Source organism: Methylobacterium sp. 092160098-2 (assembly GCF_028920805.1).
GTDB lineage: Bacteria > Pseudomonadota > Alphaproteobacteria > Rhizobiales > Beijerinckiaceae > Methylobacterium > Methylobacterium fujisawaense.
The window spans coordinates 4,113,156-4,140,000 of sequence record NZ_JAQPZJ010000001.1; the positions used below are offsets into that span (position 1 = coordinate 4,113,156).

General features: G+C 70.8%; 20 protein-coding genes (1 of these 20 running past the window's edge). 11 read left to right on the forward strand and 9 right to left on the reverse strand.

Features of this window, described 5'->3' with window-relative positions; genetic code table 11:
• Window positions 1–128 precede the first annotated feature (128 nt).
• From PQI07_RS19415 to PQI07_RS19445, 7 genes are all read left to right on the forward strand, one after another.
• Window positions 129–1,898: a PQQ-dependent methanol/ethanol family dehydrogenase gene (locus PQI07_RS19415; protein ID WP_274927231.1), complete on the forward strand. Its 1,770-nt coding sequence runs from the start codon at window positions 129–131 to the stop codon at window positions 1,896–1,898.
• Window positions 1,899–2,073: 175 nt separating this feature from the next.
• Window positions 2,074–2,733, forward strand: a complete 660-nt coding sequence (locus tag PQI07_RS19420) for a response regulator (protein WP_043353911.1) — start codon at window positions 2,074–2,076, stop codon at window positions 2,731–2,733.
• A 391-nt stretch (window positions 2,734–3,124) separates the two neighbouring features.
• On the forward strand, window positions 3,125–3,616 hold the full coding sequence (locus PQI07_RS19425; RefSeq protein ID WP_274927232.1) for a MarR family winged helix-turn-helix transcriptional regulator: 492 nt from the start codon (window positions 3,125–3,127) through the stop codon (window positions 3,614–3,616).
• A complete protein-coding gene (locus PQI07_RS19430; RefSeq protein ID WP_274927233.1) occupies window positions 3,613–5,664 on the forward strand; it encodes an FUSC family protein in 2,052 nt (683 codons plus the stop codon). The genes PQI07_RS19425 and PQI07_RS19430 overlap by 4 nt, the downstream gene beginning before the upstream one ends.
• On the forward strand, window positions 5,661–5,870 hold the full coding sequence (locus tag PQI07_RS19435) for a DUF1656 domain-containing protein (protein WP_043355775.1): 210 nt from the start codon (window positions 5,661–5,663) through the stop codon (window positions 5,868–5,870). The genes PQI07_RS19430 and PQI07_RS19435 overlap by 4 nt, the downstream gene beginning before the upstream one ends.
• Entirely contained in the window at window positions 5,867–6,793 is a 927-nt protein-coding gene (locus tag PQI07_RS19440; RefSeq protein WP_043355777.1) for an efflux RND transporter periplasmic adaptor subunit, read from the forward strand. Before PQI07_RS19435 ends, PQI07_RS19440 begins: the two co-directional genes overlap by 4 nt.
• 66 nt (window positions 6,794–6,859) lie before the next feature.
• Window positions 6,860–7,147, forward strand: a complete 288-nt coding sequence (locus PQI07_RS19445; protein ID WP_043757663.1) for a hypothetical protein — start codon at window positions 6,860–6,862, stop codon at window positions 7,145–7,147.
• 77 nt (window positions 7,148–7,224) lie between these two features.
• Here the strand turns inward: PQI07_RS19445 and PQI07_RS19450 are convergent, their stop codons facing one another.
• The 6 genes from PQI07_RS19450 to PQI07_RS19475 form a co-directional block, all read right to left on the reverse strand.
• On the reverse strand, window positions 7,225–8,697 hold the full coding sequence (locus PQI07_RS19450; RefSeq protein WP_274927234.1) for an NAD-dependent succinate-semialdehyde dehydrogenase: 1,473 nt from the start codon (window positions 8,695–8,697) through the stop codon (window positions 7,225–7,227).
• Window positions 8,690–10,702, reverse strand: a complete 2,013-nt coding sequence (locus tag PQI07_RS19455; protein ID WP_053610262.1) for an acyl CoA:acetate/3-ketoacid CoA transferase — start codon at window positions 10,700–10,702, stop codon at window positions 8,690–8,692. The genes PQI07_RS19450 and PQI07_RS19455 overlap by 8 nt, the downstream gene beginning before the upstream one ends.
• Before the next feature lie 375 nt (window positions 10,703–11,077).
• On the reverse strand, window positions 11,078–12,208 hold the full coding sequence (gene phaC, locus PQI07_RS19460; protein ID WP_274927235.1) for a class III poly(R)-hydroxyalkanoic acid synthase subunit PhaC: 1,131 nt from the start codon (window positions 12,206–12,208) through the stop codon (window positions 11,078–11,080).
• Complete coding sequence (locus PQI07_RS19465; protein WP_274927236.1) at window positions 12,201–13,031, reverse strand: poly(R)-hydroxyalkanoic acid synthase subunit PhaE; 831 nt, start codon at window positions 13,029–13,031, stop codon at window positions 12,201–12,203. The genes phaC and PQI07_RS19465 overlap by 8 nt, the downstream gene beginning before the upstream one ends.
• Window positions 13,032–13,210: 179 nt before the next feature.
• On the reverse strand, window positions 13,211–14,386 hold the full coding sequence (locus PQI07_RS19470) for an iron-containing alcohol dehydrogenase (RefSeq protein WP_053610260.1): 1,176 nt from the start codon (window positions 14,384–14,386) through the stop codon (window positions 13,211–13,213).
• A 43-nt stretch (window positions 14,387–14,429) separates the two neighbouring features.
• Window positions 14,430–16,082, reverse strand: coding sequence for an acetolactate synthase large subunit (locus PQI07_RS19475; RefSeq protein ID WP_053610259.1), 1,653 nt, complete (start codon window positions 16,080–16,082; stop codon window positions 14,430–14,432).
• A 263-nt stretch (window positions 16,083–16,345) separates the two neighbouring features.
• Between PQI07_RS19475 and PQI07_RS19480 the strand changes: the two genes are divergently transcribed.
• The gene (locus PQI07_RS19480) at window positions 16,346–17,830 is read left to right on the forward strand and encodes a DUF2252 domain-containing protein (protein ID WP_083683443.1); all 1,485 of its coding nucleotides are present in this window, start codon (window positions 16,346–16,348) and stop codon (window positions 17,828–17,830) included.
• 9 nt (window positions 17,831–17,839) lie between these two features.
• Here the strand turns inward: PQI07_RS19480 and PQI07_RS19485 are convergent, their stop codons facing one another.
• Window positions 17,840–18,778: a LysR family transcriptional regulator gene (locus PQI07_RS19485; protein ID WP_043357345.1), complete on the reverse strand. Its 939-nt coding sequence runs from the start codon at window positions 18,776–18,778 to the stop codon at window positions 17,840–17,842.
• Between the two features lie 971 nt (window positions 18,779–19,749).
• Entirely contained in the window at window positions 19,750–21,393 is a 1,644-nt protein-coding gene (locus PQI07_RS19490; protein ID WP_274927237.1) for a GMC oxidoreductase, read from the reverse strand.
• Window positions 21,394–21,591: 198 nt separating this feature from the next.
• Here PQI07_RS19490 and PQI07_RS19495 point away from each other — a divergent pair, with 198 nt between their 5' ends.
• Genes PQI07_RS19495 through gluQRS form a run of 3 tightly spaced genes read left to right on the forward strand, consistent with a single transcriptional unit; the run spans window position 21,592 to window position 24,864 of the window.
• Window positions 21,592–23,622 (forward strand): ATP-binding protein, encoded by a 2,031-nt coding sequence (locus PQI07_RS19495; protein WP_274927238.1) that lies wholly within the window; start codon window positions 21,592–21,594, stop codon window positions 23,620–23,622.
• A 46-nt stretch (window positions 23,623–23,668) separates the two neighbouring features.
• Window positions 23,669–23,950: a hypothetical protein gene (locus PQI07_RS19500; RefSeq protein ID WP_043388232.1), complete on the forward strand. Its 282-nt coding sequence runs from the start codon at window positions 23,669–23,671 to the stop codon at window positions 23,948–23,950.
• Window positions 23,926–24,864, forward strand: a complete 939-nt coding sequence (gene gluQRS, locus PQI07_RS19505) for a tRNA glutamyl-Q(34) synthetase GluQRS (protein WP_274927239.1) — start codon at window positions 23,926–23,928, stop codon at window positions 24,862–24,864. The genes PQI07_RS19500 and gluQRS overlap by 25 nt, the downstream gene beginning before the upstream one ends.
• A 9-nt stretch (window positions 24,865–24,873) precedes the next feature.
• On the opposite strand, the gene PQI07_RS19510 is transcribed toward gluQRS, so the two are convergent.
• Window positions 24,874–26,845, reverse strand: the 3' portion of a protein-coding gene (locus PQI07_RS19510; protein WP_274927240.1) for a M23 family metallopeptidase. The gene runs 53 nt beyond the window's last position; the window shows 1,972 of its 2,025 coding nt (coding positions 54–2,025); its start codon lies beyond the right edge, outside the window — the gene reads right to left on this strand; the stop codon is at window positions 24,874–24,876.

Sequence of the window (26,845 nt, forward strand, 5' to 3'; positions counted from 1 at the left end):
CCAATAAGACTTTCCTGAGAACAGCGATAGCGTCGTTCTCCAAGGGGGCGCCCCGCGACTCGTGCGGCTCGCGCCGAAACCCGAAAGCTCCGGCCGCAGGGACCGGAGACGATCACGGAGGAGACGTCATGAGAATGCGGACCCGGTTCCTCGCCGCGGTGGGCGTCGCCGCCCTCGTGGCGGGCGGTGCCCTGCCGGCCATGGCCCAGGGGGTGAGCGAGCAGGACATCATCAACGACGCCAAGACGCCCGGCGACGTCGTCACCTACGGCCTCGGGCCGCAAGCCCAGCGGTTCAGCCCGCTGAAGACCCTCAACCGCGACAACATCAAGAGCCTCGTGCCGGCGTGGTCGTTCTCGTTCGGCGGCGAGAAGCAGCGCGGCCAGGAGAGCCAGGCGCTGGTCAAGGACGGCATCATCTACGTCACGGGCTCGTATTCGCGCATGTACGCGATCGATTCCCGCACCGGCGAGAAGAAGTGGGAATACGATGCCCGCCTGCCGGAGGGCATCCTGCCCTGCTGCGACGTGGTGAACCGCGGCGCCGCCCTCTACAAGGACAACGTCTATTTCGGCACGCTCGACGCCAAGCTCGTCGCCCTGAACACCAAGACCGGCAAGGTCGTCTGGCGCAAGGACATCGACGACTTCAAGGCCGGCTACAGCTACACGGCCGCCCCGATCATCGTGAAGGGCAAGATCATCACCGGCGTGTCGGGCGGCGAGTTCGGCGTCATCGGGCGGATCGAGGCCCGCGACGCCGAGACCGGCGAGGTGGTCTGGAAGCGCCCCGTGATCGAGGGCCACATGGGCGAGCTCAACGGCAAGCCCTCGACCATGACCGGCAAGGTCAACGAGAGCTGGCCGGGCGACATGTGGAAGTTCGGCGGCGGCGCCACGTGGCTCGGCGGCACCTACGACCCCGAGACCAACCTGATCTACTTCGGCACCGGCAACCCGGGCCCGTGGAACTCCTGGTTGCGGCCGGGCGACAACAAGTGGACTTCCTCGCGCCTCGCCCTCAACCCCGACAACGGCGAGATCGTCTGGGGCTTCCAGACCACCCCGCACGACGGCTGGGACTTCGACGGCGTCAACGAGTTCGTGCCGTTCGACCTGAACAAGGGCGGCAAGACCATCAAGGCCGGCGCCACCGCCGACCGCAACGGCTTCTTCTACGTCCTCGACCGCACCAACGGGAAGTTCATCTCGGCGACGCCGTTCGTCGAGAAGATCAACTGGGCCAAGGGCATCGATGAGAACGGCCGCCCGATCTACAACGAGGAGAACCGGCCCGGCGACCCGAGCAAGGCCCAGGGCGACGACAAGAAGGGCAAGTCGGTCTTCGCGGTGCCGAGCTTCCTCGGCGGCAAGAACTGGATGCCGATCGGCTACAGCCCCGACACCAAAATGTTCTACGTGCCGTCCAACGAGTGGGGCATGGATATCTGGAACGAGCCGGTGAACTACAAGAAGGGCGCCGCCTATCTCGGCGCCGGCTTCACCATCAAGCCGGTCTTCGACGACCATATCGGCTCGCTCAAGGCGATCGACCCGACCTCCGGCAAGGTCGTCTGGGAGTACAAGAACAAGGCCCCGCTCTGGGCCGGCGTGCTCACCACCGCGGGCAACCTCGTCTTCACCGGTACCCCGGAGGGCTTCCTGAAGGCCTTCGACGCCAAGACCGGCGAGGAGGTGTGGAAGTTCCAGGTCGGCACCGGCGTGGTCTCCTCGCCGATCACCTGGGAGCAGGACGGCGAGCAGTGGGTCGGCGTCGCGGCCGGCTGGGGCGGCGCGGTGCCGCTCTGGGGCGGCGAGGTCGCCAAGTCCACCGCCGGCATCAACCAGGGCGGCAGCTTCTGGGCGTTCAAGCTGCCGAAGACGGTGGCGGCGCGCTGACGGCGCGCAACCGAAAGCGTGTCGGCCTTCCCGGGCCGGCACGCCTGGGCCTCGGGGCGCGGCGTTCGTCTCAACACCCGCTTGCGCCCCGGGGCCGCATCGATCACCCTTCGGACCTCCCGCCCGCGGGTTCGGCGGATCCTGTGAGGATCTCGAGCGAAGGACCGAGGTCTGCGTGAATCTCCTCATCGTCGACGACCACCCGCTGTTCCGCGACGCCCTGGCGGCCACGATCCGCCTCGCGCATCCGGACGCGGTCCTTCACGAGGCGGACGGGATCGAGGCGGCCTGCGCGGTGCTCGCCGCGAATCGCAGCATCGACCTGACACTCCTCGACCTCTCCATGCGGGGCGTGACCGGCTTCGACGGGTTGATCACCATCCGGGCGAGCTTTCCGCGGATCCCGATCCTGATCGTCTCCGGCCACGAGGATCCGCGCATCGTGCGCGAGGCGCTGCAGCACGGCGCGGCGGGCTTCGTCCCGAAGGCCATGGACAAGGCGACGCTCACCCGGGCGATCACCGAGGTGATGCGCGGGGCGCTGTTCCTGCCGCCGGGTCTCGCCGAGGCCACGACGCCCGCACCACGGAGCAAGAAGGCGCCGCTCCCCGAGCGCCTCGCCCGGCTGACGCCGCAGCAATTGCGGGTGCTGATGATGATCCGGCAGGGCAAGCTCAACAAGCAGATCGCTCACGAACTGCAGGTCGGTGACTCGACCGTGAAGGCGCACGTCTCGGAAATCCTGCGCAAGCTCGAGGTCATCAGCCGGACGCAGATCGTGATCGATACGGCGTCGCTGGACTTCGACCAGATCCACAACACGCATCCGGCCTGACGGCGCGGCTGCGAGACCGCGACGCCCTTGATCGGCGCCCCCCGCTCCACCTCATCCTGAGGTGCCGGAGCGCAACGGAGGCCTCGAAGGCGGGCTCCAGCCAGCCGCGCGATCCCCGAAGCCCGCCTTCGAGCCCCGCTGACGCGGGCACCTCAGGATGAAGGGGCGGGATGGACTGGCCCGCTCACCGTTCCGCACACGTGCGTGCCGGACCCTGAGCTGCATTCCGCTGACGCTGCACACTCTCGCGACGAGGGACGTGCCCATTCGTTGCCCGCAACCCTGACCGTTCACGATGTCACCCTGTCCAAATCGATATGATGCTATCTATCAGTATGTGAACTGATTGATCCGGCGTCTTCGCCGGGTCCTCGCGGCGGGGGATCAGACCGTGACCGACATCGACGATCCCAGGACGCGCGAGCGGCTGCAGCAGGCCATCACGCACGCGTTGCTGACGACGGGACGCCACTGGCGGCGCGCCGCCAACAATGTCGCGGAGGCGCATGGCCTGTCCGACGCCACCGCGCACCCGCTGATCATCATCGGTCGGATGGAAGAGGAACCGCGCCAGAACGTCCTGGCGGAGGCCGTCGGCATCGAAGGCCCCTCGCTGGTCCGCCTCCTCGACCAGCTCGCCGTCGCCGGGCTGGTGGTCCGCCGCGAGGATCCCTCCGACCGCCGCGCCAAGGTGCTGGGTCTGACCCCGCGCGGACGGCAGGTCTTCGAGGAGATCGAGGCGGCGCTCTCGACCCTGCGCGCGCGGGTCTTCGCTGAGGTCGACGACGCCGATCTCGAAGCGAGCCTGCGGGTCTTCGCGGCGCTCCAGCGCTACGGGCGGGAGGCCGCCCCGGCCGCCCCCGAGCTGGAGCCGGCGTCGTGACCCTTCCCGGATGGCGCGACTGGGCGTTCGCGCTGAAGACCTACGCGGCGGCGATGCTCGCCCTGTTCCTCGCGCTCTGGATCGACCTGCCGCGGCCCTACTGGGCGGTGGGCACCGTCTACATCACCAGCCAGGTCCTCTCGGGCGCGACGCGCGCGAAGGCCGTCTACCGCGTCGGCGGCACGGTGCTCGGCGCGGCGGTGAGCGTCGTGCTGGTGCCGAACCTCGTCAACGAGCCGATCCTGCTGAGCCTCGCGGTGGCCCTCTGGGTCGCGCTCTGCCTCTACGTCTCGCTCCTCGATCGTACCCCGGCGAGCTACCTGCCGATGCTCGCCGGCTACACGGCGGCGCTGATCGGCTTCCCCGCCGTCGAGGATCCCGGGGCGATCTTCGACACCGCCGTGGCGCGGGCCGAGGAGATCTCCCTGGGGATCCTCTGCGCCAGCCTCGCCGCCACGCTGATCCTGCCGCAATCGGCGGCCCCCCTGATCGTCGGGCGTCTGAATCTCTGGCTGGCGGAAGCCCGTGCGTGGATCCAGGGTGCCCTCGCGGCGGCCCGGGCACCGGAGGCTTCCGGGACGAGCCAGGGCCGGCGCCTGCGCCTCGCCTCGGACGCCCTCGGCCTCGATGCCCTCGGCCTCGCCCTGCGCAACGAAGCGACGGGTGCAGAGCGCGCCGCGGAGGCCTTCGCGCCGCTCCGGCAGCACATGCTGATGGTCCTGCCGATCGTCGCCGCCGTGGCGGATCGCGTCGAGACCTTGGAGCGGGCGGGCGCGCTGCCGGCGCGGGTCCGGTCGTTCCTGTCGGACCTCGCCGTCTGGCTCGCCGACGAGGCGGATGATCCGGAGCGCGCCGCGCATCTGCGCGGCCGGATCGACGGGTTCGAGCCGACCCTCGGCCGGAATCCGGACTGGACCACACTGCTGCTCGCGAGCCTCGCGGCGCGGCTGCGCGACGTCATCGACCTGCGGCAGGACCTGCGGGCACTCCGTGGCCACCTTGCCGCTGGGACGCCGCCGCGGGCGCCGCTCGCCTTCGCCTACACGGCTCGGGTCCGGTCCATCCGCCACCGCGACCATGGGCTGGCGGCGTTCTCGGCCTTCGGGGTGTTCGTGGGCCTGCTGGTCTGCTGTGCGATCTGGATCGCCACCGGCTGGCCCGACGGATCCGCGGCGCCGATGATGGGCGCGGTCGCCTGCTGCCTGTTCGCCGCGCAGGACGATCCCGCGCCGCAGATCCTGAGCTTCACCAACTCGGCGCTCGTCGGCGCCCTCGGCGCGGGCCTCTACCTGTTCGCCGTGCTGCCCCTCGCCACCTCCTTCGAGATGCTGGCCCTGGCGCTCGCGCCCGCCCTGATCCTGTGCGGCCTGATGATGACGCAGCCGCGCACCGCCCCGATGGGCATGGGCGCGGCGCTGAACGGCGCGACACTTCTGGCGCTCCAGAACGGCTACAGCGGCGACTTCGCGCCCTTCGCCAACGGGGTGATCGCCTCGGTGGTGGGCATGTGGGTCGGCGCGGTGGTCACCCGGCTGATCCGCTCGGTGGGCGCCGGCTGGAGCGCCCGGCGGCTCGTGCGGATCAACCGGCAGAGCCTCGCAGCCGCCGCGGACGGGCGCGGCACCGGCCACGGCCTCGAACTCGCCGCCCTGATGCTCGACCGCATCGGGCTGATCGCCCCGCGGCTGGCGACGCTGCCGGCTGAGACGTCGGCTTCCGTGGGCGACCTGCTGGCCGATGTCCGGGTGGGCATCAACCTCGTGGAGGTCCGTCGGGTGCGCCGGCGGCTGACGGGTCTGCCCCGGACCGCCGTCGACCGAGCCCTCGCGCTGGCGGCGCGCCAGCTCCGCGGCCGGACCGGCCGACCGGATTCGGCGCTCCTGGCGGCGCTGGACGACGGGCTCGCCGCCGTCGCGGATGCGGCCCCCGCGCCGGAGCGGCGGGCCGCCCTGATCGGACTCACCGGCCTGCGCCGCGGGCTCTTCCCCGACGCGCCGGCCTACCGGGCGGCGCCCCCCGCGCGGGACGACCGGGAGATGGCGGCATGATGGGCGAGATCGACCTCTACGGCGTGTTCGTGCCGGGCCTCGCGCTCTGGATGGCCATCGCCTTCGCGCTCAGCCTGCCGCTCCGCCGTCTCCTGTCGGCGACCGGCTTCTACCGCCTCGTCTGGCACCGACCGCTCTTCGACCTCGCCCTCTACGTCGTCCTGCTCGGCGGCGTCGTGACCCTCGCCCACCGGACCCTGCAATGACAGCCCTGTTCTCCGTCCTCGGCCGCCTCCTGGTCACCCTCGGCATGGTCGCCGCGGCGCTGATCGTCGGCCTCGGCCTGTGGGATTACTACATGGATGCCCCCTGGACCCGGGACGGGCGCGTGCGCGCCGACGTGGTGGCGGTGGCCCCCGACGTGTCCGGCCTCGTCACCGAGGTGCTGGTGGAGGACAATCAGGTCGTGCGGAAGGGCGACGTCCTGTTCCGCATCGATCCGGACCGGTTCCGCATCGGGCTGCGGCAGGCGGAGGCGATGGTGGAGGGCCGCAAGGCCACCGCCGAACAGACCGCCGCCGACTATGCCCGCTACAGCAAGCTCTCCGACGCGGCCGTCTCGCAGCAGAAGGTCGAGGCCACCAAGGCCGCCGACCTGTCCGCCCAGGCGGCCTACGAGCAGGCCCTGGCCGACCGCGACCTCGCCAAGCTCAACCTGGAACGCTCGGCGGTGCGGGCCTCGGTCAACGGCCGGATCACCAACATGGAGCTGCGTCCGGGCGCCTACGTCACCACGGGCCGCGGGGTCATGGCGCTGATCGACCGCGACACCGTCCGGATCGAGGGCTACTTCGAGGAGACCAAGCTGCCGCGCATCCGCGTCGGCGCGCCGGTCACCGTCCAGCTGATGGGCGAGGACGGCGTGCTCACGGGCCGCGTGGCGAGCATCGCGGGCGGCATCGGCGAGACCGGCCGCAGCGACGCCACCAACCTGCTGGCGAACGTCAACCCGACTTTCTCGTGGGTGCGGCTGGCCCAGCGCATCCCCGTGCGGATCACCCTCGACGGCGGCCCGGCGGACCCGCGGCTGGTCAGCGGCCGGACCGCGACGGTGTCGATCGCGCCGTCGGCGGGCGGGGAGGCCCTGCGCTGGCCCTGGACGGCGTGGCGGGAGGCGCTCGCCCGCTAAAGGCGACCGAACATTCCCGGCGCCGCCGGGTTGCCATGACACGACCCACCATTGTCAGGAGTCCCCATGAAGACGATCCTCGCCCTCGCCACATCCCTCGTGCTCGCCACGTCCGGCGCGGCGCTGGCTCAGGCCCCCCAGACCGGCGGCGCCAACCAGGGCAACGTCAACAAGTCCGGCGCGGTGGGCGGCACCGGGACGGGAGCCGGCTCCATGGAGAGCACCGGCTCCACCGGCGCCGGCATGGCGCCCGGCACCAGCGGCGGCCCGCGCGTCAGCACCCCGGGCGCGCCCGCCGGCAGCAGCTCGGGCAACGGCGCCACGGGCAGCGGCGCGGCGCCGAGCGGGAAGTAAGACGCACCGGTTCTCCCTCCTCCGCAGGGGAGGGAGAACCAATCAGGCCCCGATCCGGGTCGACCTGGGACTCGGCCCTACGCGCCGAGGCCGCCCACGCAGAGGTACTTGGTGTTCAGGTAATCCTCGATGCCCTGATACGAGCCCTCGCGGCCGAGGCCGGATTCCTTCACGCCGCCGAAGGGCGCCACCTCGGTGGTGATGATCCCCTCGTTGATCCCGACCATGCCGTATTCCAGCGCCTCCGCGACCCGGAAGGTGCGGCCGAGGTCGCGGGTGTAGAAGTAGCAGGCGAGCCCGTACTCGGTGTCGTTGGCCATGCGGATCGCCTCGGCCTCGTCGCGGAACCGGAACAGCGGCGCCAGCGGTCCGAAGGTCTCCTCCCGGGCCACCGCCATGGCGGGGGTGGCGCCGGTGATCACGGTGGGCTCGAAGAACTGGCCGCCGAGCGCGTGCCGGTGGCCGCCCGCGATCACCCGGCCGCCCTTCTCGAGCGCGTCGCGGATATGCGCCTCGGTCTTCTCCACCGCGGCCATGTCGATCAGCGGCCCCTGGGCGACGCCGTCCTCGACGCCGTTGCCGACCTTCAGGCGGTTGGCCGCCTCGGCCATCTTCTCGGCGAAGGCGTCGTAGATTCCGTCCTGCACCAGGAAGCGGTTGGTGCAGATGCAGGTCTGGCCGGAATTGCGGTACTTGGCGAGCATCGCGCCGGCCACCGCCTTGTCGAGGTCGGCGTCGTCGAACACGATGAAGGGTGCGTTGCCGCCCAGCTCCATCGAGACCTTCTTCACCGTGTGGGCGGCCTGCTCCAGCAGCACCTTGCCGACCTCGGTGGAGCCCGTGAACGTGATCTTCTTGACGAGCGGATTGCCGGTCATCTCGGCGCCGATGGCGCGGGCCGAGCCGGTGAGGATCGAGACCGTGCCGGCGGGGAAGCCGGCGCGCTCGCACAGGATGCCCCAGGCGAGGCCCGAGAGCGGGGTCTGCGAGGCGGGCTTGATCACGATCGGGCAGCCGGCGGCCAGAGCCGGGGCGATCTTGCGGGCGATCATCGAGGACGGGAAGTTCCACGGCGTGATCGCCGCAACGACGCCGACCGGCTCCTTGGTGACGAGGATCTTGCGGTCGCCCCAGGGGGAGGGGACCACGTCGCCGTAGACGCGGCGCGCCTCTTCCGCGAACCACAGCACGTAGGCGGCCGACATGGCGACCTCGCCGCGGGACTCGGTCAGTGACTTGCCCTGCTCGGCCGTGAGGATCTGGGCGAGGTCCTCCTGATGCTCGGTAACGAGCGCCGCGAGCTTGCGCAGCAGCACGGCGCGCTCGTTGGCGGTCTTGGCGCGCCAAGCCGGGTAGGCCGCGTGGGCGGCCTTGATCGCCTGGGCCGTCTCAGCGGCGCCGGCATTCGGCACCCGGGCGATCAGGGCGCCGGTCGCCGGGTTGGTGACGTCGATGCTGCCGGAGCCGGCCTTCGACCATGTGCCGCCGATCAGGCAGGCATCGACCAGCAAGGCGCGGTCCGTCAGGGCGGGGGTCTCGAACTCAGGCATCCAACGGTTCCTTCGGCGGCTGCGATCTGTCGGGCTGCGACAGGCCGGGGCGCGGCTTGAGGGGCACGCTCTGGGCGGTGTTCCGCGCCTGCGCCTCGGCTTTGGTCTCGAAGACATGGGGAGCCAGATCGCGGCTCGCCAACGAGGCGCCGAGTTTCAATCGCAGGAACGCGCTCGTGGTGTACCGCGACGCGGTCTCGTAATAGCGGTTCTCGAGATAGGCGATCGCCGAGAAATAGGCGTCGCTCACCGTCGGGTCGATCTCGAACCCGTCGTAATTGGCGATCAGGTGGACCTTGCGGCCGATCTCCTGGCAGGCGCGCTCGTATTCCCGGCGCACCAGCTCGACATCGTCGATGGTCCGCACCTGGAAACCCTCCAGGTTCGAGAACAGGATGTTGCGCTCCGGGTCGTAGCTGATCCGCTCCGACAGCGAGAGGCCCAGCAGCCACGGCTCCAGGGCCATCACGGCCTCGCGGAACAGGCGCGGATCCATCGGTTTCGGGTCCTGCACGATGGGCGCGAAACCCATCTGGCCGAGGATGTCCCGCGCGATGTCGACCCCCGGCGCAACCTCGACGAGTTCCATCCCGGCCCGGGTCCGCCGGAACACGCAGCGCTCGGTCACGTACAGCACCGGCTGGCCGCGCTCGGCCGCGTAGGCCCCCGAGAAGGTCACCTGCTCCACCGCGGCGATGAACTTCCGGGAGCGGCCCTCGGTGAGGATCCGGATGCCGCCATCCTCCACCGCGACCTTGAGCCCGTCGGCCGTGAAGGTGCCGGCGAAGACGAGGCTCTTGGCGTTCTGCGAGATGTTGATGAAGCCGCCCGCGCCCGCGAGCCGCTTGCCGAAGCGGCTGACGTTGACGTTGCCCTCCGCGTCGCACTGGGCGAGGCCCAGGCAGGCGAGGTCGAGGCCGCCGCCGTCGTAGAAATCGAACTGCTGGTTCTGGTGCAGCACCGCGGCCGGATTCAGGGCGGCGCCGAAATCGAGCCCGCCCTGCGGCAGGCCGCCGATCACGCCGGGCTCGGCGGTGAGCGTCAGGTATTTCAGCACCCGCTCCTCGGCGGCGACCGCCGCGACGCCCTCCGGCATGCCGATGCCGAGATTGACCACGCCGCCCGGCGGCAGCTCGAAGGCGCAGCGCCGGGCGATGACCTTGCGGGCATCGAGCGCCATGGGGGCGATCCGGTCGAGGGGCACCCGCTGGCGGCCCGTGAAGGCGTGGTTGTAGGGCGTGCCGTAGGTCTGGCGGTGGTTCTCGGGCTGGCTGAGCACCACGCAATCGACCAGCACGCCGGGCACCTGCACCTCGCGCGGGTTGAGCGAGCCGGCCTCGGCCAGCCGCTCCACCTGCGCGATGACGAAGCCGCCCGAGTTCTTCGCCGCCATGGCGGCGGCGAGGTTGTCGAGGGTGAGCGCCTCGCGCTCCATGGTGATGTTGCCGGCGGGATCGGCCGTGGTGCCGCGGATCAGCGCGACGTTGATGGGAAACGCCTTGTAGTGGAGCCAGGATTCGCCGCCGAGCTCGACCACGCTGACGAGGTCCTCGTGCGTCACGGCGTTGAGCTTGCCGCCCTCCAGCCGCGGGTCCACGAAGGTGCGCAGGCCGACCTTGGTGATGTGGCCCGGCGTGTGGGCCGCGATCTCCCGGTAGAGGTGCGAGACCACGCCGAGCGGCAGGTTGTAGGCCTCGATCAGGCCCTCGACCGCCATGGCGCCGAGCTTCGGCACCAGGGCCCAGTGGCCGCCGACGACGCGGCGGACGAGGCCCGGGAGCGCCAGCCGGTTGAGGCCGCGCTCCTTGCCGTCGCCGGGGGCGGCGGCGAACATCAGACCGAGCCCGTGCGGGCCGGCGCCGGATTCGAAGCGGCGTGCGAGCGCCAGGATCAGCTCGTCGGGCGTGCCGATGCCGACGAAGCCCGACACCGCCACCATGTCACCGTCCTGCAGGATGGCGACCGCCTCGTCGGCGCTGACGATCTTGTTCTTCAGGCTGCCCATCGGGTGATCCTCGGCGCCCGGGATGCGGCCGGAGCGGCTGCGCTCGCCCTTCTCCGGGAAGCGACGATGTCCATCGGCCCGGATTGAACGCTGGCCTCCGCGGCAGATCGCGAGGCGCCCCCTCTCCCGTGCGGGAGAGGGTCGGGGTCAGGGACGGGCCGCGTCAGGATGGAGCACGCCCTCGAAGCGCCGTCAGGTCGCGCCTTTATCGGACGGACCTGATCCCTCACCCTGTCCCTCTCCCGCACGGGAGAGGGGACCCGCGCTTGATCCCGCCGCCGCGGCGCCGCGCACGATGGGTGTGTCCAGTCGCCGTCCCCACAGCGGGGGGAGGGGAGGGGCGTCGTGCTCATCGAGAATCGTCGGGCCGACATCCTACCCCCGCTGGCCGAGCCAGTCGGCGATGCCCGACCCAAGCAGCTTCTGGGCCTTGCCGCCGACGAACACGCCGACATGGCCGCCGGGCAGCCCCATCTCGGTGTAATCCGCGGTGCCGATCTTGTCCTTCAGCGCCTGCGAGGTGGCGGGCGGGATGATGTGGTCGTCCTGGGCGAAGACGTTCAGCACCGGGCATGTGATGGCCTTCAGATCCACCGTCCGGCCGCCGAGCTCGAAGGCACTCTGGACCAGCTTGTTGTCCTGGTAGAGATCCTTGAGCCACTGCTTCGCCGCCTCGCCGGGATGGTCCGGACGGTCGGCGATCCACTTCTCCATGCGCAGGAAGTTCAAGAACTTCTTCTTGTCGTCGAGGGCGTCGAGCAGGTCGAGGTTGTACTTCGTCAGGGTGCGCATCGGCGTCATCATGGAGAACACCGAGCCCATGAAAGCGCCGGGCAGGGAGCCCTGCGCGTCGATCAGCCGGTCCACGTCCTCGGGCGTCAGCGAGCGCGTCCAGACATTGATGAAGCCGTGGCCGGCGCGGGCATCCCGGGCATCGGCATGGAAGTCGATCGGCGTGATGGTCAGCACCATCGCGTTGACGGTCTCGGGGTAGAGCGCCGCGTAGCAGGTGGTGAAGACCCCGCCCTCGCAGATCCCGAGCAGGCTGATCCTGTCGCGCTTCGCCGCCTCCTGGATGACGGCGACGCACTCGGCGAGGTAGCCGTCCACGTAATCGTCGATGGTGACGTAGCGGTCGGCCCGGCCGGGATTGCCCCAATCGACCACGTAGAGGTCGAGGCCGAGATTCAGCAGGTTGCGGACCAGCGAGCGGTCCTCCTGCAGGTCGGCCATCGTGTAGCGGCCGATCAGGCCGTAGACGATCAGGACCGGCGGCAGGCCTCTGCTCTCGGCGAGCGGCCGGTAGCGGTAGAGCCGGACCTTGTCCTGGCTCCAGACCAGATCCTTCGGCGTGGTGGCGATCGCGACGTCCGCGTCGCTGACATCGGCGAACAGCTTGGCCCCCTCGCTGATCCGGCGGCCGAGGGTGCCGACCTCGGCCAGCAACGCGGCGGGTGTGAGATTCAGCGGAGCGGCCGGCCCCTTCGGGCTTTCCTGGTCAGCCATGAGCTTCCTTCCCGACCTCTGAACCACCTGCCTGCGCGACCTTGCCGGCCTGCCGGCGCTCGCGGCGGAGCGCCCGCACCTCGCGGCGCAGCTCGGTGAGGCTCTTGTGGACGTCGTCGAGCTCGGCCCGGGTCGGCTGGCCGTAGAACTCGGACAGGAAGGCCGCGACGTCCTGCTGGACGAGCCGCAGATCGGTGGAGGCCCGCAGCACCGCCCGCTGCGAGGCCAGGAACTTGTCCGAGCGCTGGACCTCCAGCAGGACCGCGTTGGCGGTCTCGATCCAGCGCGTCATCATCTCCCGGGCGGAGGCGAAGCTCTCGCCGCGCTCGGCGCGGGCATTGGCCTCCTGGGCGAAGGTGCCGGCGGCGCGGGTCCAGGCGTCGAGCATCACGGCCTGATGCTCGCTCTGCGCTCGCCGCAGCGTCGCCCAGGCGGTGAACAGGGCCGCGTAGCGCCGCTCGGTCTGCCACAGGTCGGCGAGCTGCGGGCCCTCGGCAATGCGGGTCAGCGCGGCGTCGAACTCGCCCGAGCCGCCGAGCCAGGCCTGGGGATCGAAGATCCGGGCGAGCACCGCCCCGGCGGTCGGGTCCGGCGCCCCGGGGCCGCCCTGGAGCGATGTCGCGAGTGTCTGCGAGAGGGTGTTGGCGGCGGTCCAGGCCTCGGAGAGCTTGGACTGGGCGGCGGCCATGCCGGCGAGATCGGGTGCCGGAAAGGTCGGCCAGCCGAAGCCGGGCGCGGATGGCCCCAGACCCTGCGTGAAGAAGCCCGTGCCCGCCCGGGTCCAGAACTCGCCCATCGCCCGGAACGCGTCGAACTGGTCCATGCTGGCGTTTCTCCTCACAGCCCTAGGGCTGAAACGTCGCCTCCGTCCTTGCGAGCGGAGCGAAGCAATCCAGCAGCGTCTCGCTCGGCGAGGTCGCGCTGCCCTGGGTCGCTTCGCTGCGCTCGCGACGACGGCGTGGCCGGGACTGGCCGAGCGGCAGTCCAGCGCCGCTTCCGCCCTCACGCCGCCGGGCGTGCCTCGCCCAGCGCCTCGGCGTAGATCGCGAAGGCGTCGTCGTAGGTGACCTCGCGCGGGTTGTTCACGAGGAGCCGCGTCTGCTTCATCGCGTCGGAGGCCATGCGCTCCAGGTCCTGCCGGGCGACGCCGACCTCGGCGAGGGACGCCGGAACCTTGCAGTCGCGGCAGATCGCGTCGAGGCTCTCCACGAAGCGCTTGGCGGCCTCGGACGGCGGCAGATCCGCGGCCGCGGGATCGAGGATCGGCGCCAGCTCGGCGTAGAGCGCCTCCGCGTGCGAGAGGTTGAAGCGCATCACCCCCATCAGCACGAGCGCGTTCGAGAGCCCGTGCGGCACGTGAAAGATCGCCCCGACCGGGTAGGCCAGGGCGTGGACCGCCGCCACCGGCGCGTTGGCGAAGGCCATGCCGGCGAGCATCGAGCCGAGCAGCATGCCGGAGCGCGCCTCGAGATTCGCCCCGTCCGTGCAGGCGGTGCGGATGTTGGCCGAGAGCAGCGCCAGCGCCTGCTTGGCGAGCTGGTCGGAGATCGGGTTCTTCTTGTTCTTGCTGGTGAAGGCTTCGATGGCGTGGACCATGGCGTCGATGCCGGTGGCGGCCGTGACGTGGGACGGCAGGCCCAGCGTCAGCTCCGGGTCGAGCACCGCCCAGTCGGGCAGCAATTTCGGGGCGACGACGCCCTTCTTCTCGGTGGTCGGCGTCGTGACGATCGAGATCGGCGTCACCTCCGAGCCGGTGCCGGCGGTGGTGGGAACGAGGATCAGCGGAAGCCGGTCGCCCGTGGCGAGGCCGACGCCGTAGATCGCGTCGAGCGGCTCGTCGGACTTGGCGAGGTAGGCGACCAGCTTGGCGGTATCGAGCGCCGAGCCGCCGCCGATCGACAGGACGAGGTCGGTCCCGAGCTCCCGGGCGCGCTTGGCCGCCGCCTCGATCACCGTGGAGGGCGGATCGGCCACCACGTCCTCGTAGACGTCGAGGCTGACGCCGGCCGCCGCCAAAGCCGCCTCGGCGGCCTGGGTCAGCCCGGCGCCGCGCACGCCCTTGTCGGTGACCAGCAGGACGCGCTTCGCCCCGAAGCGGCCGACGATCTCGGGCAGCTTCCTGGAGGCGCCGGCCTCGAACAGCACGTTCGGCGTGGTCTGGAAGGTGAACGGGTTCATCGCGCTGCCCTGTCTTGGTCCCGACCCAACTGCGACACCAGCCTCACTCGGCCGGCTCGAAATCCTTCACCTTGGCGCGCAGCTCGTCGACCAGCACGCGGGTGTTCTCGGAATAGTCGATCGGCACCGCCACGAGGTGGACGCCCCCCGCCGCGAAGGCCCGGTCGAGGGTCGGCACGAGGTCGTTGACCGACTCGACCCGGTGGCCGGTGGCCCCGTACGACTTGGCGTAGAGCACGAAATCCGGGTTGCTGAAGGTCATCCCGTAATCGGCGAACTTGTCGACCGCCTGCTTCCAGCGGATCATCCCGTAGGCCGAGTCGTCCAGCACCAGCACCACGAGGTTGAGCTTGAGGCGGACCGCGGTCTCCATCTCCTGGCTGTTCATCATGAACCCGCCGTCGCCGCACACCGCCATGACGCGCCGGTTCGGGTAGAGCATCGCCGCCATCATGGCCGAGGGCAGGCCCGCGCCCATCGTGGCCAGCGCGTTGTCGAGGAGCAGCGTGTTGGCGACGTAGGTCCGGTAGTTCCGGGCGAACCAGATCTTGTACATCCCGTTGTCGAGGCAGACGATGCCGTCCTCGGGGATCACCCGGCGCACGTCGCGCACGAGCCGCTGCGGTGTCACCGGGAACCGGTCCTCGCCGGCCCGGTCGGCGATGTGGTTGAGGATGTGCTCGCGCAGGTGGAGCAGGGCGCCGGCGTTGGGGAGCTTGCCGTCGAGTTGGTCGGCGAGCAGCTTCAGGGTGGGGCCGAGGTCGCCCACCACCTCGGCGTCGGGATAGTAGACCTGCTCGACATTGGCCGGCATGTAGCTGATGTGCAGGACCTTCTGGTCGTGCTGGCCCATGAAGAAGGGCGGCTTCTCGATCGTGTCGTGGCCGATGGCGATGATCAGGTCGGCCCGGTCGATCGCCTCGTGGACGTAGTCCCGCTCGGACAGCGCCGCCGTGCCCATGTAGAGGTTCGTGCCGCTCGCCACCGTGCCCTTGCCCATCTGGGTGGTGAAGAACGGGATCTGGGTCCGCTGCACGAAGCCGCCGAGTTCGCCGGTGGCCCGGGGGCGGCTCGCGGCAGCGCCCAGCATGATCAGCGGGCGCTCGGCCTTCAGGATCATGGCGGCGGCGCGCGCGATGGCGGTGGGATGGGCCACCGGGATGTCGATCGGGTGCGAGGGCACGAGGTGGGCCTCGGCCTCCTCGGCCGCGATGTCCTCGGGCAGCTCCAGCAGCACCGGGCCCGGCCGCTCCTCGGTGGCGACCCGGAAGGCGTCGCGCACGATGGTGGGGATCGAGGAGGCCGAGACGATCTGCCGGGCCATCTTGGTGATCGGCTTCATGGAGCTGATCACGTCGACGATCTGGAACTTGGCCTGCCGCGACGACAGGATGCCCTTCTGGCCGGTGATGATGATCATCGGCATCGCGCCGAGATGGGCGTAGGCGGCGCCGGTGGAGAAGTTCAGGGCGCCGGGACCCAGGGTCGAGAGGCAGACGCCGGGGCGGCCGGTGAGGCGGCCATGGGTGGCGGCCATGAAGCTCGCCGCCTGCTCGTGGCGGGTCAGGATCAGCTCGATCTTGGAGTTGCGCAGGGATTCGACGACGTCGAGATTCTCCTCGCCGGGAATCCCGAAGATTCGGTCGACCCCCTCGTTCTCGAGGGCGGCGACGAGGAGATCTGAACCCTTGGGCATGCGAAGTCTCGCTGATGCAACGGCGTTCCCGGAACGCCCCGTCCACTTCCGGAACTCTGATCGCGACGCTGTGAACGGCCCGGCACCCGGAAACGCCCCGCGAATACTCGGTTCGTTAGAGGGCTCGCCTATAGAGTGGTCAAGGGCCGTTCGGGCCCGGGACGTCACAGAGCGGGGCCGATGCTACCGTATGGAAATCGCTCCCGGCTCGGGGGGGAGACCTGTACGGCCGCGGCCGCCCTGCATGCCGCGATGGGACATCGATGGATCGCATCGAGAGCGACAGGACTGCCCCGGAAACCGGCGTCTCCGACGCCCCGGGTATGGACTCGGTGCTCGCGCCGGTCGCGGAGTTTCCGCGGATCGACCTCCGCGTGGGCGTCGAGGCCTGGGACAAGCGCCGCAAGGCCGGCAAGCGGCTGCGCGCCGAGGTGCCCCATGCGAGCCAGGCCACGCTGGATCCCGGTCCGGACCGGCCCGACCCGATCGCTCTGATCGAGGCCGCGCATAAGGGCCGTCAGCCGCATCTGATCCCCTTGCGGGTCGCCCGGATGGCATCCTCGCCCTTCGCGTTCCTGCGCGGGGCCGCCCATGTCATGGCCTGGGACCTGTCGCGCGGGCCGCGCAGCGGCATCGACGTGGTGATGAACGGCGACGCGCACACGGATAATTTCGGCCTGTTCGGTACGCCGCAGCGCGACGTCGTCCTCGACCTCAACGATTTCGACGAGGTCACGATCGGCCCGTGGGAATGGGATCTCAAGCGCCTCGCGGCCGGCCTCGCGGTCGCCATCGCGGATGCGGGCGCGCCGGCGGCCGAGCGGCGCGCGGCCGTCATGGAGGCGGTCTCCGGCTACCAACACACGATGCGGCGCCTGGCGCCGCAGGGCTCCCTCGACGTCTGGTACCAGACCACGCGTGCCGACGCGCCGCACATCGCCGGGTTGCAGATGGATGCCGAGGCCCGGGCCGTGGTGCGGCGGGCCGTCGACAAGGCGCGGCGGCGGAACAACCGCAGCCTCCTCGCCCAGGTCGCCGAGCGGCGCACCGACGGCAGCTGGCGCCTGCAAACCGATCCGCCGATCCTGACGCCCGTGGACGAGGCGACCCGCGAGGGCGTCGTCACCGGTCTGGAGCGCTACGCCGAGACCCTGCCGCGGGAGCGGCGCTTCATGCTCGACCGCTACCACGTGGTCGATGTCGCCCATCGGGTCGTCGGCGTGGGCAGCGTCGGGACCCGCGCCTATCTGGCGCTGCTGTTCGGCAATTCCGACGCGGACGCACTCTTCCTCCAGGTCAAGGAGGCGGTCCGTCCGGCGCACGCGCCGTACCTGCCGCGGGTGCCGGCGCCCTTTTCCGGGCACGAGGGCGAGCGCGTGATCTACGGCCAGCGCCTGCTCCAGGCGGTGGGCGATCCGCTGCTCGGCTGGACCAGCATCGCGGGCCGCCCGTTCTACGTCCGGCAGATGAAGAACCTGAAGGGCGCGATCCCGCTGGCGCGGATGTCCGGCGCGCCGCTCCTGACCTTCTCGTACGCCTACGGCACGCTCCTCGCCCGTGCCCATGCGCGGACCGGCGATGCGGCGGCGATCGCCGGCTATTGCGGCAGCGGCAAGCACGACGACCTCTGCGCGGCGATCGCCGACTGGGCTGCGGCCTATGCGGAGCGCAATGCGGCCGATTTCGCGCTGTTCCGCGCGGCGATCGCGAGCGGCCGCCTGGAGACCGCGGACGATCCCTGCCTGTGAGCGCCGAGCTCAGATGATGCCGGGGGCCGGCGGTTCGTGGGCCAGCCGGACCAGCAGATCCCGGAGCCAGCGATGGGCCGGGTCGTGGTCGTACGAGGCGTGCCACAGCATCGACACGGCCACGTCGTCGAGGGGCACCGGCACGGGGCTGACGCTGAGCGCCAGAGCGTTGGCGAAGGAGGTGGCGAGCCGGGCGTGCATCGTGGCGATCACCGGCGCCGCCCGGACCATGAACGGGACGACGAGGAAGCGCGGGGTCGTCACCGCCAGGGTGCGCGAGCGGCCGATCAACGCGAGGGCGTCGTCGACCACCCCGTGGGCGGTTTCGCGCAGGGACGTCAGCACGTGGGGGAAGCGCAGGTAGTCGTCCAGCCCGATCGGCGGCTCCAGGCCGATCAGCGCGGCGTTGAACAGCACCACGTAGCTGTCGCGGTAGAGGAGGCGCTGCTTGTGGTGGAGCTGCCCCTCGGAGAACAGGCCGATGGCGAGATCGACCTGGTCGGCGTCGAGTTCGTCGAGGATCCGGGTCCGGTCGACCGAGCGCAGCAGGAGCCGGATGCCGGGCGCGTCCCGGCGGAGCTGCGCGATCAGCCGCGGCCCGAGCAGCGCTTCGACGCTGTCCGGCAGGCTCACCGTGAAGCTGCGCTCGACGGTGGCCGGGTCGAACCGCTCCTCCCGATGCACCAGCGCCTGCACCTGCCGGAGGGTGGCCCGCAGCGGCTCGGCGATCTTGAGGGCGCGGGGTGTCGGCCGCATCCCGTCCGGCGCCCGGGTCAGGAGTTCGTCGTCGAACAGGCGTCGCAGGCGGGCGAGGCTCGAACTCATCGCCGACTGACCGATCCCCACCCGTGCGGCCGCCCGCGTGACGCTGCGCTCGTCGAGCAGCGCATCCAGGGCCACCAGCAGGTTCAGGTCGATCCGGCTGAGATCGATATGGTCAATGGCCACGGGCGGCGCGATCGATGAGGATTCGGACCGCCGACATAGCAGACGCGGCCGCTTCCCCGTCATCCCGGTGTTGCTGCGCGGAGCCCGGGATCCGGACGCGCCGACCGCGGCACCGGGTTTCCGGGGCGCCCGCGGCGCCCCGGAATGACGGCCCAGGGACGGACGGAAGACCGCGGCGGACAGGCCCTGTCCCGCCTGCCGCGCCGCCCGCGCCTTGACAATGTTCCTATTTTGTGCTTCCTGACCGCACCTGTCCGCGGCGTCCCGGGAGCGATCCCGGGGCGTCCTTCGGGGGCCCGCCCGGTGGCTGACCGGGCGGGTCCGGGGGCGGGGCGGCGCCCGCGTCGGTGGCTTTCAGCCGCCATCGCCCCGGGCGGCGGACCGGTGCGGGGCGTGTCTCGGAAGCGGGCGTGAGACCGGGCGGCAGTTTGCCCGGCGGGGTCGAGGAAATGCCCCCGCGCCGACCCGCCTCTGGGCCGACCCTGAGCGACCTGCGGACCCGCCCACTACGAGGCGGGGGGCGGCTGGAAGGCCACGGCGCTGATGCGGGTTCCGGAGGTGCGGGCACGGCGTGCCTGGGCCTCGCCCGAGACCGCTAACAGGGAGTCGCAGGACCGGGGCGCTGGAGACGCCGCGACGAGAAAGACGGCACCGGCCGGGGCAGGCGCCCGGTCGATGCCGCGGGGCGCCGCGGGGATCGGATCCCGCGCGACTTTGGCCGACACCTGGGTTCCCGCGGCGTCCCGCGTCCCTCGTGTTCGCTCCCGGGCCATGCCCCCGGCGCCACCGGCGCGCGGGGACGATGACGCACATCCGAAGCCGGCCCCGCATCCCGAGGTGCCGGAGCGCGGCGACCTCGGGAGAGCTCTCCACAGGTCGCGCGCGTCCTGGAAGCCGCCTGCGAGGCCCGCCGGCGCGGGTGCTTCAGGATGCGGCGCCGGGCGGGAGCGGTGTTCCGCGCCCCCCGATCCTCAGGCGGGCAGCGGCTCCCGCGGCTCGGTGTGATCGAAAAGCCGGGGCGGCGCGATCGCGTCCCGGGCCCCCATCCGGGCGACGAGATGATCGGCGACCCGCAGGGCGTTGGCGATGATGGTCAGCGTCGGGTTCACGGCGCCGATCGACGGGAAGAAGCTGGCATCGGTCACGTAGAGGTTGTCCAACTCGTGCGCCTTGCAGTTCGGATCGAGCACCGACGTCTTCGGATCCTCGCCGAACCGCAGGGTCCCCGCCTGGTGGGCCGTCCCGCCGATCGGGACGTTCTTGCCGAGATAGAGCGAGCGGTCGAACAGGTGCGGGTGGATGTCGGTGAAGCTGCAGATCTCGCGCAGCTTCTGCCGGAGCCGCTTGTGCGCCTCGACATTCGTCTCGGTGAGGTCGAGATGGACCTTGCCGTCCTTATAGAAGATCCGGTTCTGCGGGAGCGGCACGTCCTCCGAGGTCAGCCAGAAATCGACGGAGTGCTTGGCGATCCAGTCGAAGGGCTTGTCGGGGAACCATTGCAGGAAGCCCGGCAGGCCCTCGCCGTGGATCTGGGCCCCGTCCGATTTGCCGACCATCTGGATGTGGCCGAGGGGGAACTCCCAGCCGTCCTTCGGGTCCGGATCGCCGAAGTAGAAGTCGTTGAGGCCGAGCGTCTTCTGGAACCGGGTCGGGTTCGGGACCTTCGAGATCGCCAGCACCGTCGAGTTATTGTGGCGCATGTAGTTGCGCCCGACCTGGTCCGACCCGTTGGCGAGGCCGTTCGGGTGTCGGTCGCTGGCCGAGCGCAGCAGCAGCAGCGCCGAGGAGAGGGCGCCGCAGGCCACCACGACGAGGTCGGCCGAGGCCTCGAAGGGCGCGCCGTCGCGCGCGCCGACGATGCCCGTGACGGTGCGGCCGGAGGGGTCGGTGACGAGGCGCTCGACATAGGTGCGGGTGAGCAGCGTCAGGTTCGGGCAGTCCCGCAGGGCCGGGTCCACCACCATGGTCTGGGCATCGGACTTGCCGTTGGTGGGGCAGGGGAATCCGTCGAAGGATTCGCACTTGATGCAGGGCGAGGTCGGCACCGCGCGGCCGTCCTTCTCCACCAGCCGCACGCCCACCGGCAGGTGGAACGGGTGGTGGCCGGCCCGCTTCAGGTTGTCGAACAGCTCTTGGATCCGCGGCTCGTGCGCCACCGGCGGATGGGCGTAGGGCTTCGTCGACCAGGGCTCGGTCGGGTCCTCGCCGCGCAGCCCGTGGACGTGGAACAGCTCCTCGGCCGCCTGATAGTACGGGTCGAAGACGTCGTAGCCGACGGGCCAGGCCGGCGCGACGCCGTCCTGGTGGCGGATCTCGGAGAAGTCCTTCTCGCGGAGGCGGAAGAGGATCGAACCGTAGAACTTCGAGTTCCCGCCGACATAGTAGTGAAGGCCAGGATGGAAGCTTTTGCCGTCGGAGGAGTACCACGTCTCCTTGGCCTGGTAGTAGCCGTCGACGATCACCGCCTGACTGTCCCAGTTCCGCGGCTCCCGCAGCAGGTAGTCGCCGCGCTCGATCAGCAGGATCCGCTTGCCCGTCTGGGCGAGGCGCCACGCCATCGTGCCGCCGCCGGGACCGGACCCGACAATGATGACGTCGTAGTGCTCACCGGGCATGTACCGTCTCCGTCCGGACCTGCGTCCTGGCAGGCAACTCGCGAGCCGCTTTTCGGATCACCTCACGGTTCCGTTAAGCGCGCGCCGCGTCCCGGGCTCCGCGAAGTCTGCAACCGGCGGTTAAGCGCCTTTCCCAACGCGGCCTTCAGCTTCGGCTGCGATCCTGCGGCGGACCGGCCTGAAGCCGGGGAGGCCGGAATGATCGACATGATGGCGCCTGTCCTGGCGCTCCTGACAGCGGCCGCGCTGGGCCTCGGCCTCTGGCGCGTGCGCGGAACGCGGCGCGCCGAGCGCGAGACCGAGCGGCTGCAGGACCGCATCTGGCGGATCAGCGAGAGCGAGGACCGCTATCGCGCCCTGGTGGCCGCCACCACCGAGATCATCGTCCAGCGCGATGCCCGCGGGCGCATCACCTACGCCAACGAGGATTTCGCCCGCCTGCTCGGCCGCGAGCCGATCGCGCTGATCGGCTCTCAGGACGATCTCGAGATCCTCGACCGCAACGCCGTGGAGATCGGGCCGGACGGGGTCCGCCGCCTGGAGGCGCAGGTCCGGGCGGCGGACGGGCGGGCGCGCTGGTTCGCCTTCGTGGAGATGCCGGTGGCGCACGGCGACGCGACGCACTGGCTCCGCGCGGGCCGGGACGTCACCGCGCGGGTCGAGGCGATCCGCAGCCGCGACGCGGCCCTGGAGCGCGCCGAGGCGGCGAGCGTCGCGAAATCCCGCTTCCTGGCGACGGTGAGCCACGAGATGCGGACGCCGCTCAACGGCATCCTGGGCATGGCCGACCTCGTGCTCGGAACCGAGCTGAACCCCGAGCAGCGCACCTACGTGGAGGCGGTGCGCACCAGCGGCCAGGCGCTGCTCGGCCTGATCGACGGGGTCCTCGACTTCTCGCGGATCGAGGCCGGGCGCCTCGACCTCGCGGCCGAGCCCTTCGACCTGCCGGCCCTCTCCGAGGGCGTCGTCGAGCTGCTCGCGCCCCGCGCGCAGGACAAGGGGATCGAGATCGCCCTCGACGTGACCGAGGACTTTCCGGCCGCCGTTCTGGGCGACGCCGACCGGGTGCGGCAGATCCTGATCAATCTCGCGGGCAATGCCATCAAGTTCACCGAGCGGGGCGGCGTCGGCGTCAGCCTGAGCTTCGTGCGGACCGCAGCCGGCGGCGAGGTCGTGCTCGCCGTGGCCGATACCGGCCCGGGCATCCCGGAAGAGAGGCTGCCGATCCTGTTCGAGGAGTTCGAGCAGGGCGACGGCAGCGCGAGCCGCAGCCATGAAGGCACCGGTCTGGGTCTCGCCATCACGCGGCGTCTGGTGACCCGCATGGGCGGCCGGATCGAGGCGGAGTCGCGCCTCGGGCGGGGTTCGACCTTCCGGGTCCTGCTGCCGCTGGCCGAGGTGGCCGGCATCGATGACGGCGGACGGGTCCCGTTGCCGCCGCTCTCCGCGCGACGCTGTCTGATCGTCGCCGACTCGCCGTTCCAGGCGCCGTACCTCGCCCGCAGTCTGTCCCGGGCCGGAGCCGCCACCGTGATCGTTGACAGCCTCGAGTCGGGCCTCGACGCCCTGTCGGGCGCCGCCTTCGACGTGGTGCTGGCCGACCGGGCGCTGGGCGACGGTGCCGTGCGGCAGATCGCCGATGCGGCGCGGGCCTGCGGGGTTCGCACGAGCCTCGTGCTCCTCTCGCCATTCGACCGGCGCGGCTTCGGGGCGCCCGGTGCGGCGGGCTTCGACGGCTACCTGATCAAACCGGTCCGCCCGCGCTCCCTGTTCGAGCGCCTGCTCGCATCGACGGGGCCGGTCGAGGCCGCAGCCGCCCCGCCCGAGGCCCCCTCGCATACCGGCAGCCACCTTCGGGTCCTGCTGGCCGAGGACAACCCGATCAACGCCCTGCTGGCGACCCGGGCGCTGGAACGGCTCGGCGCCACGGTGGTCCATGCGGCCGACGGCGTCGAGGCCCTCGAGCGGTTTGAGTCGGACGGCCCCTTCGACCTGGCGCTGATCGACGTGCGGATGCCGCGCCTCGACGGGCACGAGACCGCCCGGCGGATCCGCGCGGCCGAATCGGGCTGCGCGCACCGGCTCCATCTCGTCGCACTGACCGCCAATGCGGGCCGCGAGGACGAGATCGCCGCCCGGGCGGCCGGCTTCGACGGGTTCCTGGCCAAGCCGCTCAATCTGAAGCTGCTCCCCCCGCTGCTGGAGCGCCAATCCGCGCGCGCGGCCTGAGGGCGCGCGTTGACAGGCGGGCGAGTCCCGCGCCAACAGGACGCCCATGTCGACAACCAGCCCTCTGCCGCCCGCACCGCGCTCGTCGAGCGGCGCGCTTGCCGCCTGGGGCATCGCGGTCCTCGTGATCGCCACCGTGCTCATCGGCGCCCTGGCGCCCGCCCGTCACCCAGCACCGCTGCGCTCGGCGGCCGAGGATCCGGCCTGCCTCGAATGGAGCGACGGCTGCAAGGTTTGTCAGCGGCTCGCAGACGGCCCGGCCTGCTCGCTCCCCGGCTTCGCCTGCCAGCCCGGCGCGCTGCAATGCCTCCGCCGCCGCGAGGGCTGACGCCGCACCCGCGCAGACCGGCCGATCCGGGCGCCTCGGCGGAGCGGCTCAGAAGTGCGGGAGGACCGGTCCTGCGTTTCGCGCCGAGCCCGAATGGACGCCTGCACCTCGGCCACGCCTACTCGGCGCTTCTCAACGCGCAGTTCGCCACCCGGCTGGGCGGCCTCTGCCGCCTGCGGATCGAGGACATCGATCCCGCGCGCTCGAAGCCGGACTTCATCGACGGGATCGTCTCGGACCTCGCCTGGCTCGGGCTGAGCTATCCCGAGCCGGTGCGGCGTCAGTCCCGGTATATGGATGCCTACCGGACGGCCCTCGACGGGCTCGTCGGCCGCGGGCTCGCCTATCCCTGCTTCTGCTCGCGCGGGCAGATCCGGGCGCGGATCGCGTCTACGGGCGAGGTCCCCTGCGATCCGGATGGCGTGCCGCTCTATCCCGGCACCTGCCGGCACGAATCTGCCGTGTCCGTGGCGGACCGTCTCGCCAGGGGCGATCCGCATACCTGGCGTCTCGACATGGCGGCCGCCCTGCGCGGCGCCGGCTCGACGCACGGCTACGTCGCCTTCGACGAGGCGGGCGAGCGCTGGATCGCGGCCGATCCGGGGCGCTGGGGCGATACGGTGATCGCGCGCCGCGACGTGCCGACAAGCTACCATCTCGCGGTGGTTCACGACGATGCCGCGGAGGGGATCACCCATGTGGTTCGCGGCCGCGACCTGGAGGCCGCCACCGACCTGCACGTGCTCCTGCAAGCGCTGCTCGGCCTGCCGACGCCGCGCTACCACCACCACCCGCTGCTGCACGACGCTGAGGGCGAGAAGCTGTCCAAGTCGCGCGGCTCGCAATCCCTCGCCGACCTTCGGCAAGCCGGCCAGACCCCCGGGGACATCCGCGCCCGGCTCGGCTTCGCCTGAGCGATCGCCTCAGCGCACCGCCGCATCGCGCTGGGCGATGGCGGTGGCGCTCTTCGACTTCTGCATGGTGGCGTCGATCTGCTCCCGCTGACGCTTGAACTCGGCGAGCAGGCGCCCGTCGAGTTCCCGGCCACGCGGGACACGGATCTTCATCGGATCGACGAAGTGGCCGTTGATGATCACCTCGTAGTGAAGATGGGCGCCGGTCGACAGGCCGGTCGAGCCGACATAGCCCACGACCTGCCCTTGCCGGACCTTGACGCCCTCCCGGATGCCGCGGCCGAACCGTGACATGTGGTTGTAGGTCGTCACGTAGCCGTTGACATGCTGGATCTCGACCCGGTTGCCGTAGCCCGAGGTCATCTCGGAGCGGATCACCACGCCGTTGCCGGCTGCCATGATCGGGGTGCCGATCGGATTGGACCAGTCGACGCCGGTGTGAAGCTTGGCATAACCCAGGACCGGATGGCGCCGGTAGCCGAAGCCGGAGCGCATGATCCCGTCGGCGATGGGCTTGCGCAGCAGGAATTTCTTCAGCGAGCGGCCCTGCTCGTCGAGATAGTCGATCGTCCCGTCATCCGGGGATTGGAAGCGATAGACCTTGCGGGTCTCGCCACCGAGCGTCAGCGCCGCGTAGAGAAGTTCCGGACGGTCGGCGCTGGCATCGTCGTCGGTGCTGTAGAACACGTCGAGCCCGTCGCCGCTGCTGATGCGGCGCTGGAAGTCCAGGTCGTAGCTGAACACCCGGACGATATCCTCGACGGCGGCCCGCGGCAGGTCGTGGCGCGCGGCCGTCTCGTAGAGGCTCTGATACAGCCGCGGCCCCGAACCGGAATCCGCATCCTCGTCTTCGCCGGGTTCAGCCTGAGCCTGCGGCTTGGGGGAGGGGGATTCCTCGGAGGGCGGCGCCACCGAGACGAAGGCGCCGCGATCGTTCAGGGCGGCGATGCCCTCGATGCCGTTCTCACCGTAGAGCACGACGCGGGTCACCTGGCGCGGGTCGCCGGGATGCGGGCCCGGCGCGATCTGCACGCGCATCGGCTGGCCCTCGTTGAGGGCGGCCGTGCGGGCCTTGCCGCCGAGCGCCGCGACGATGCCTCGGATCGCGTCGTCGCTGGCGAAGCCGATGGCCTTGAGGGTCGATTCCAGGGTCTCGCCGCGCTTCAGCGCGAGGTCGCGCTCTTCGACGAGGGGCGCTTCATTGGGCTTGAGCTCGACCTTGGCGACCTTCGTGACGTTCTCGGGGACGACCAGCACCTCGATCGCCTTGAACGGGTTGGCATCCTTCGGCGCCGTGCCGTCACCATCCCCCGTCGCGCCCTGCTGGAGCGTCCGCGACAGCATGATCTGCGGGGCGATCGGGATCGCGGCACGACGGCCCGCCTCGGCGGCGATGCGGCGCTCCTCCTCCACCTGCGCGGTGACGTCGTCGTCGGTGAGTGCGGGTGCGTTGGGGTCGACGGCGGCCTCAGCCAGATCGCGCTTCACCACGGTGACCTCGGCGCCGGGGGCATCGGCAGAGGCCTCGGGGGCACGCTCCAACGGTTCGTCGGATACGAACTTCATCGGATCGAAGCGGGGGGGCTCGCTCGCGTAAACGCCCGTCGTCATCGACAGGGGTGTGGTGAGCCGTACGAACGCCTTGGCCTTGATGATCTCGCGATCCCCGAGGCGGACCGTGACCGGCGCCCGGAAGCTCTGCTTGGCCGACGCGATCATCAGGTTGCGGATCAGTCGGTCACCCTTCCGGGCGATATTGGCGCCACTTTCGCTCGGCTGCGGTCGCGGCAAGACCGTCGCCTTCTCGGGAATGGCCGCGAAGGACACGTCCCCCTGAAGGGAAACATGGAGAGCCGCCGCGATCAGGCCGGCCCCGGTCAGGCCGGTGAGGCTGCTGGCGCAGAGCCATCGCAGGTTGACGGCGCGACGGTCGATCTGGGTCGCCGTTGCGCCGAGATGATCGAGGGGCGCCTGAACTCCA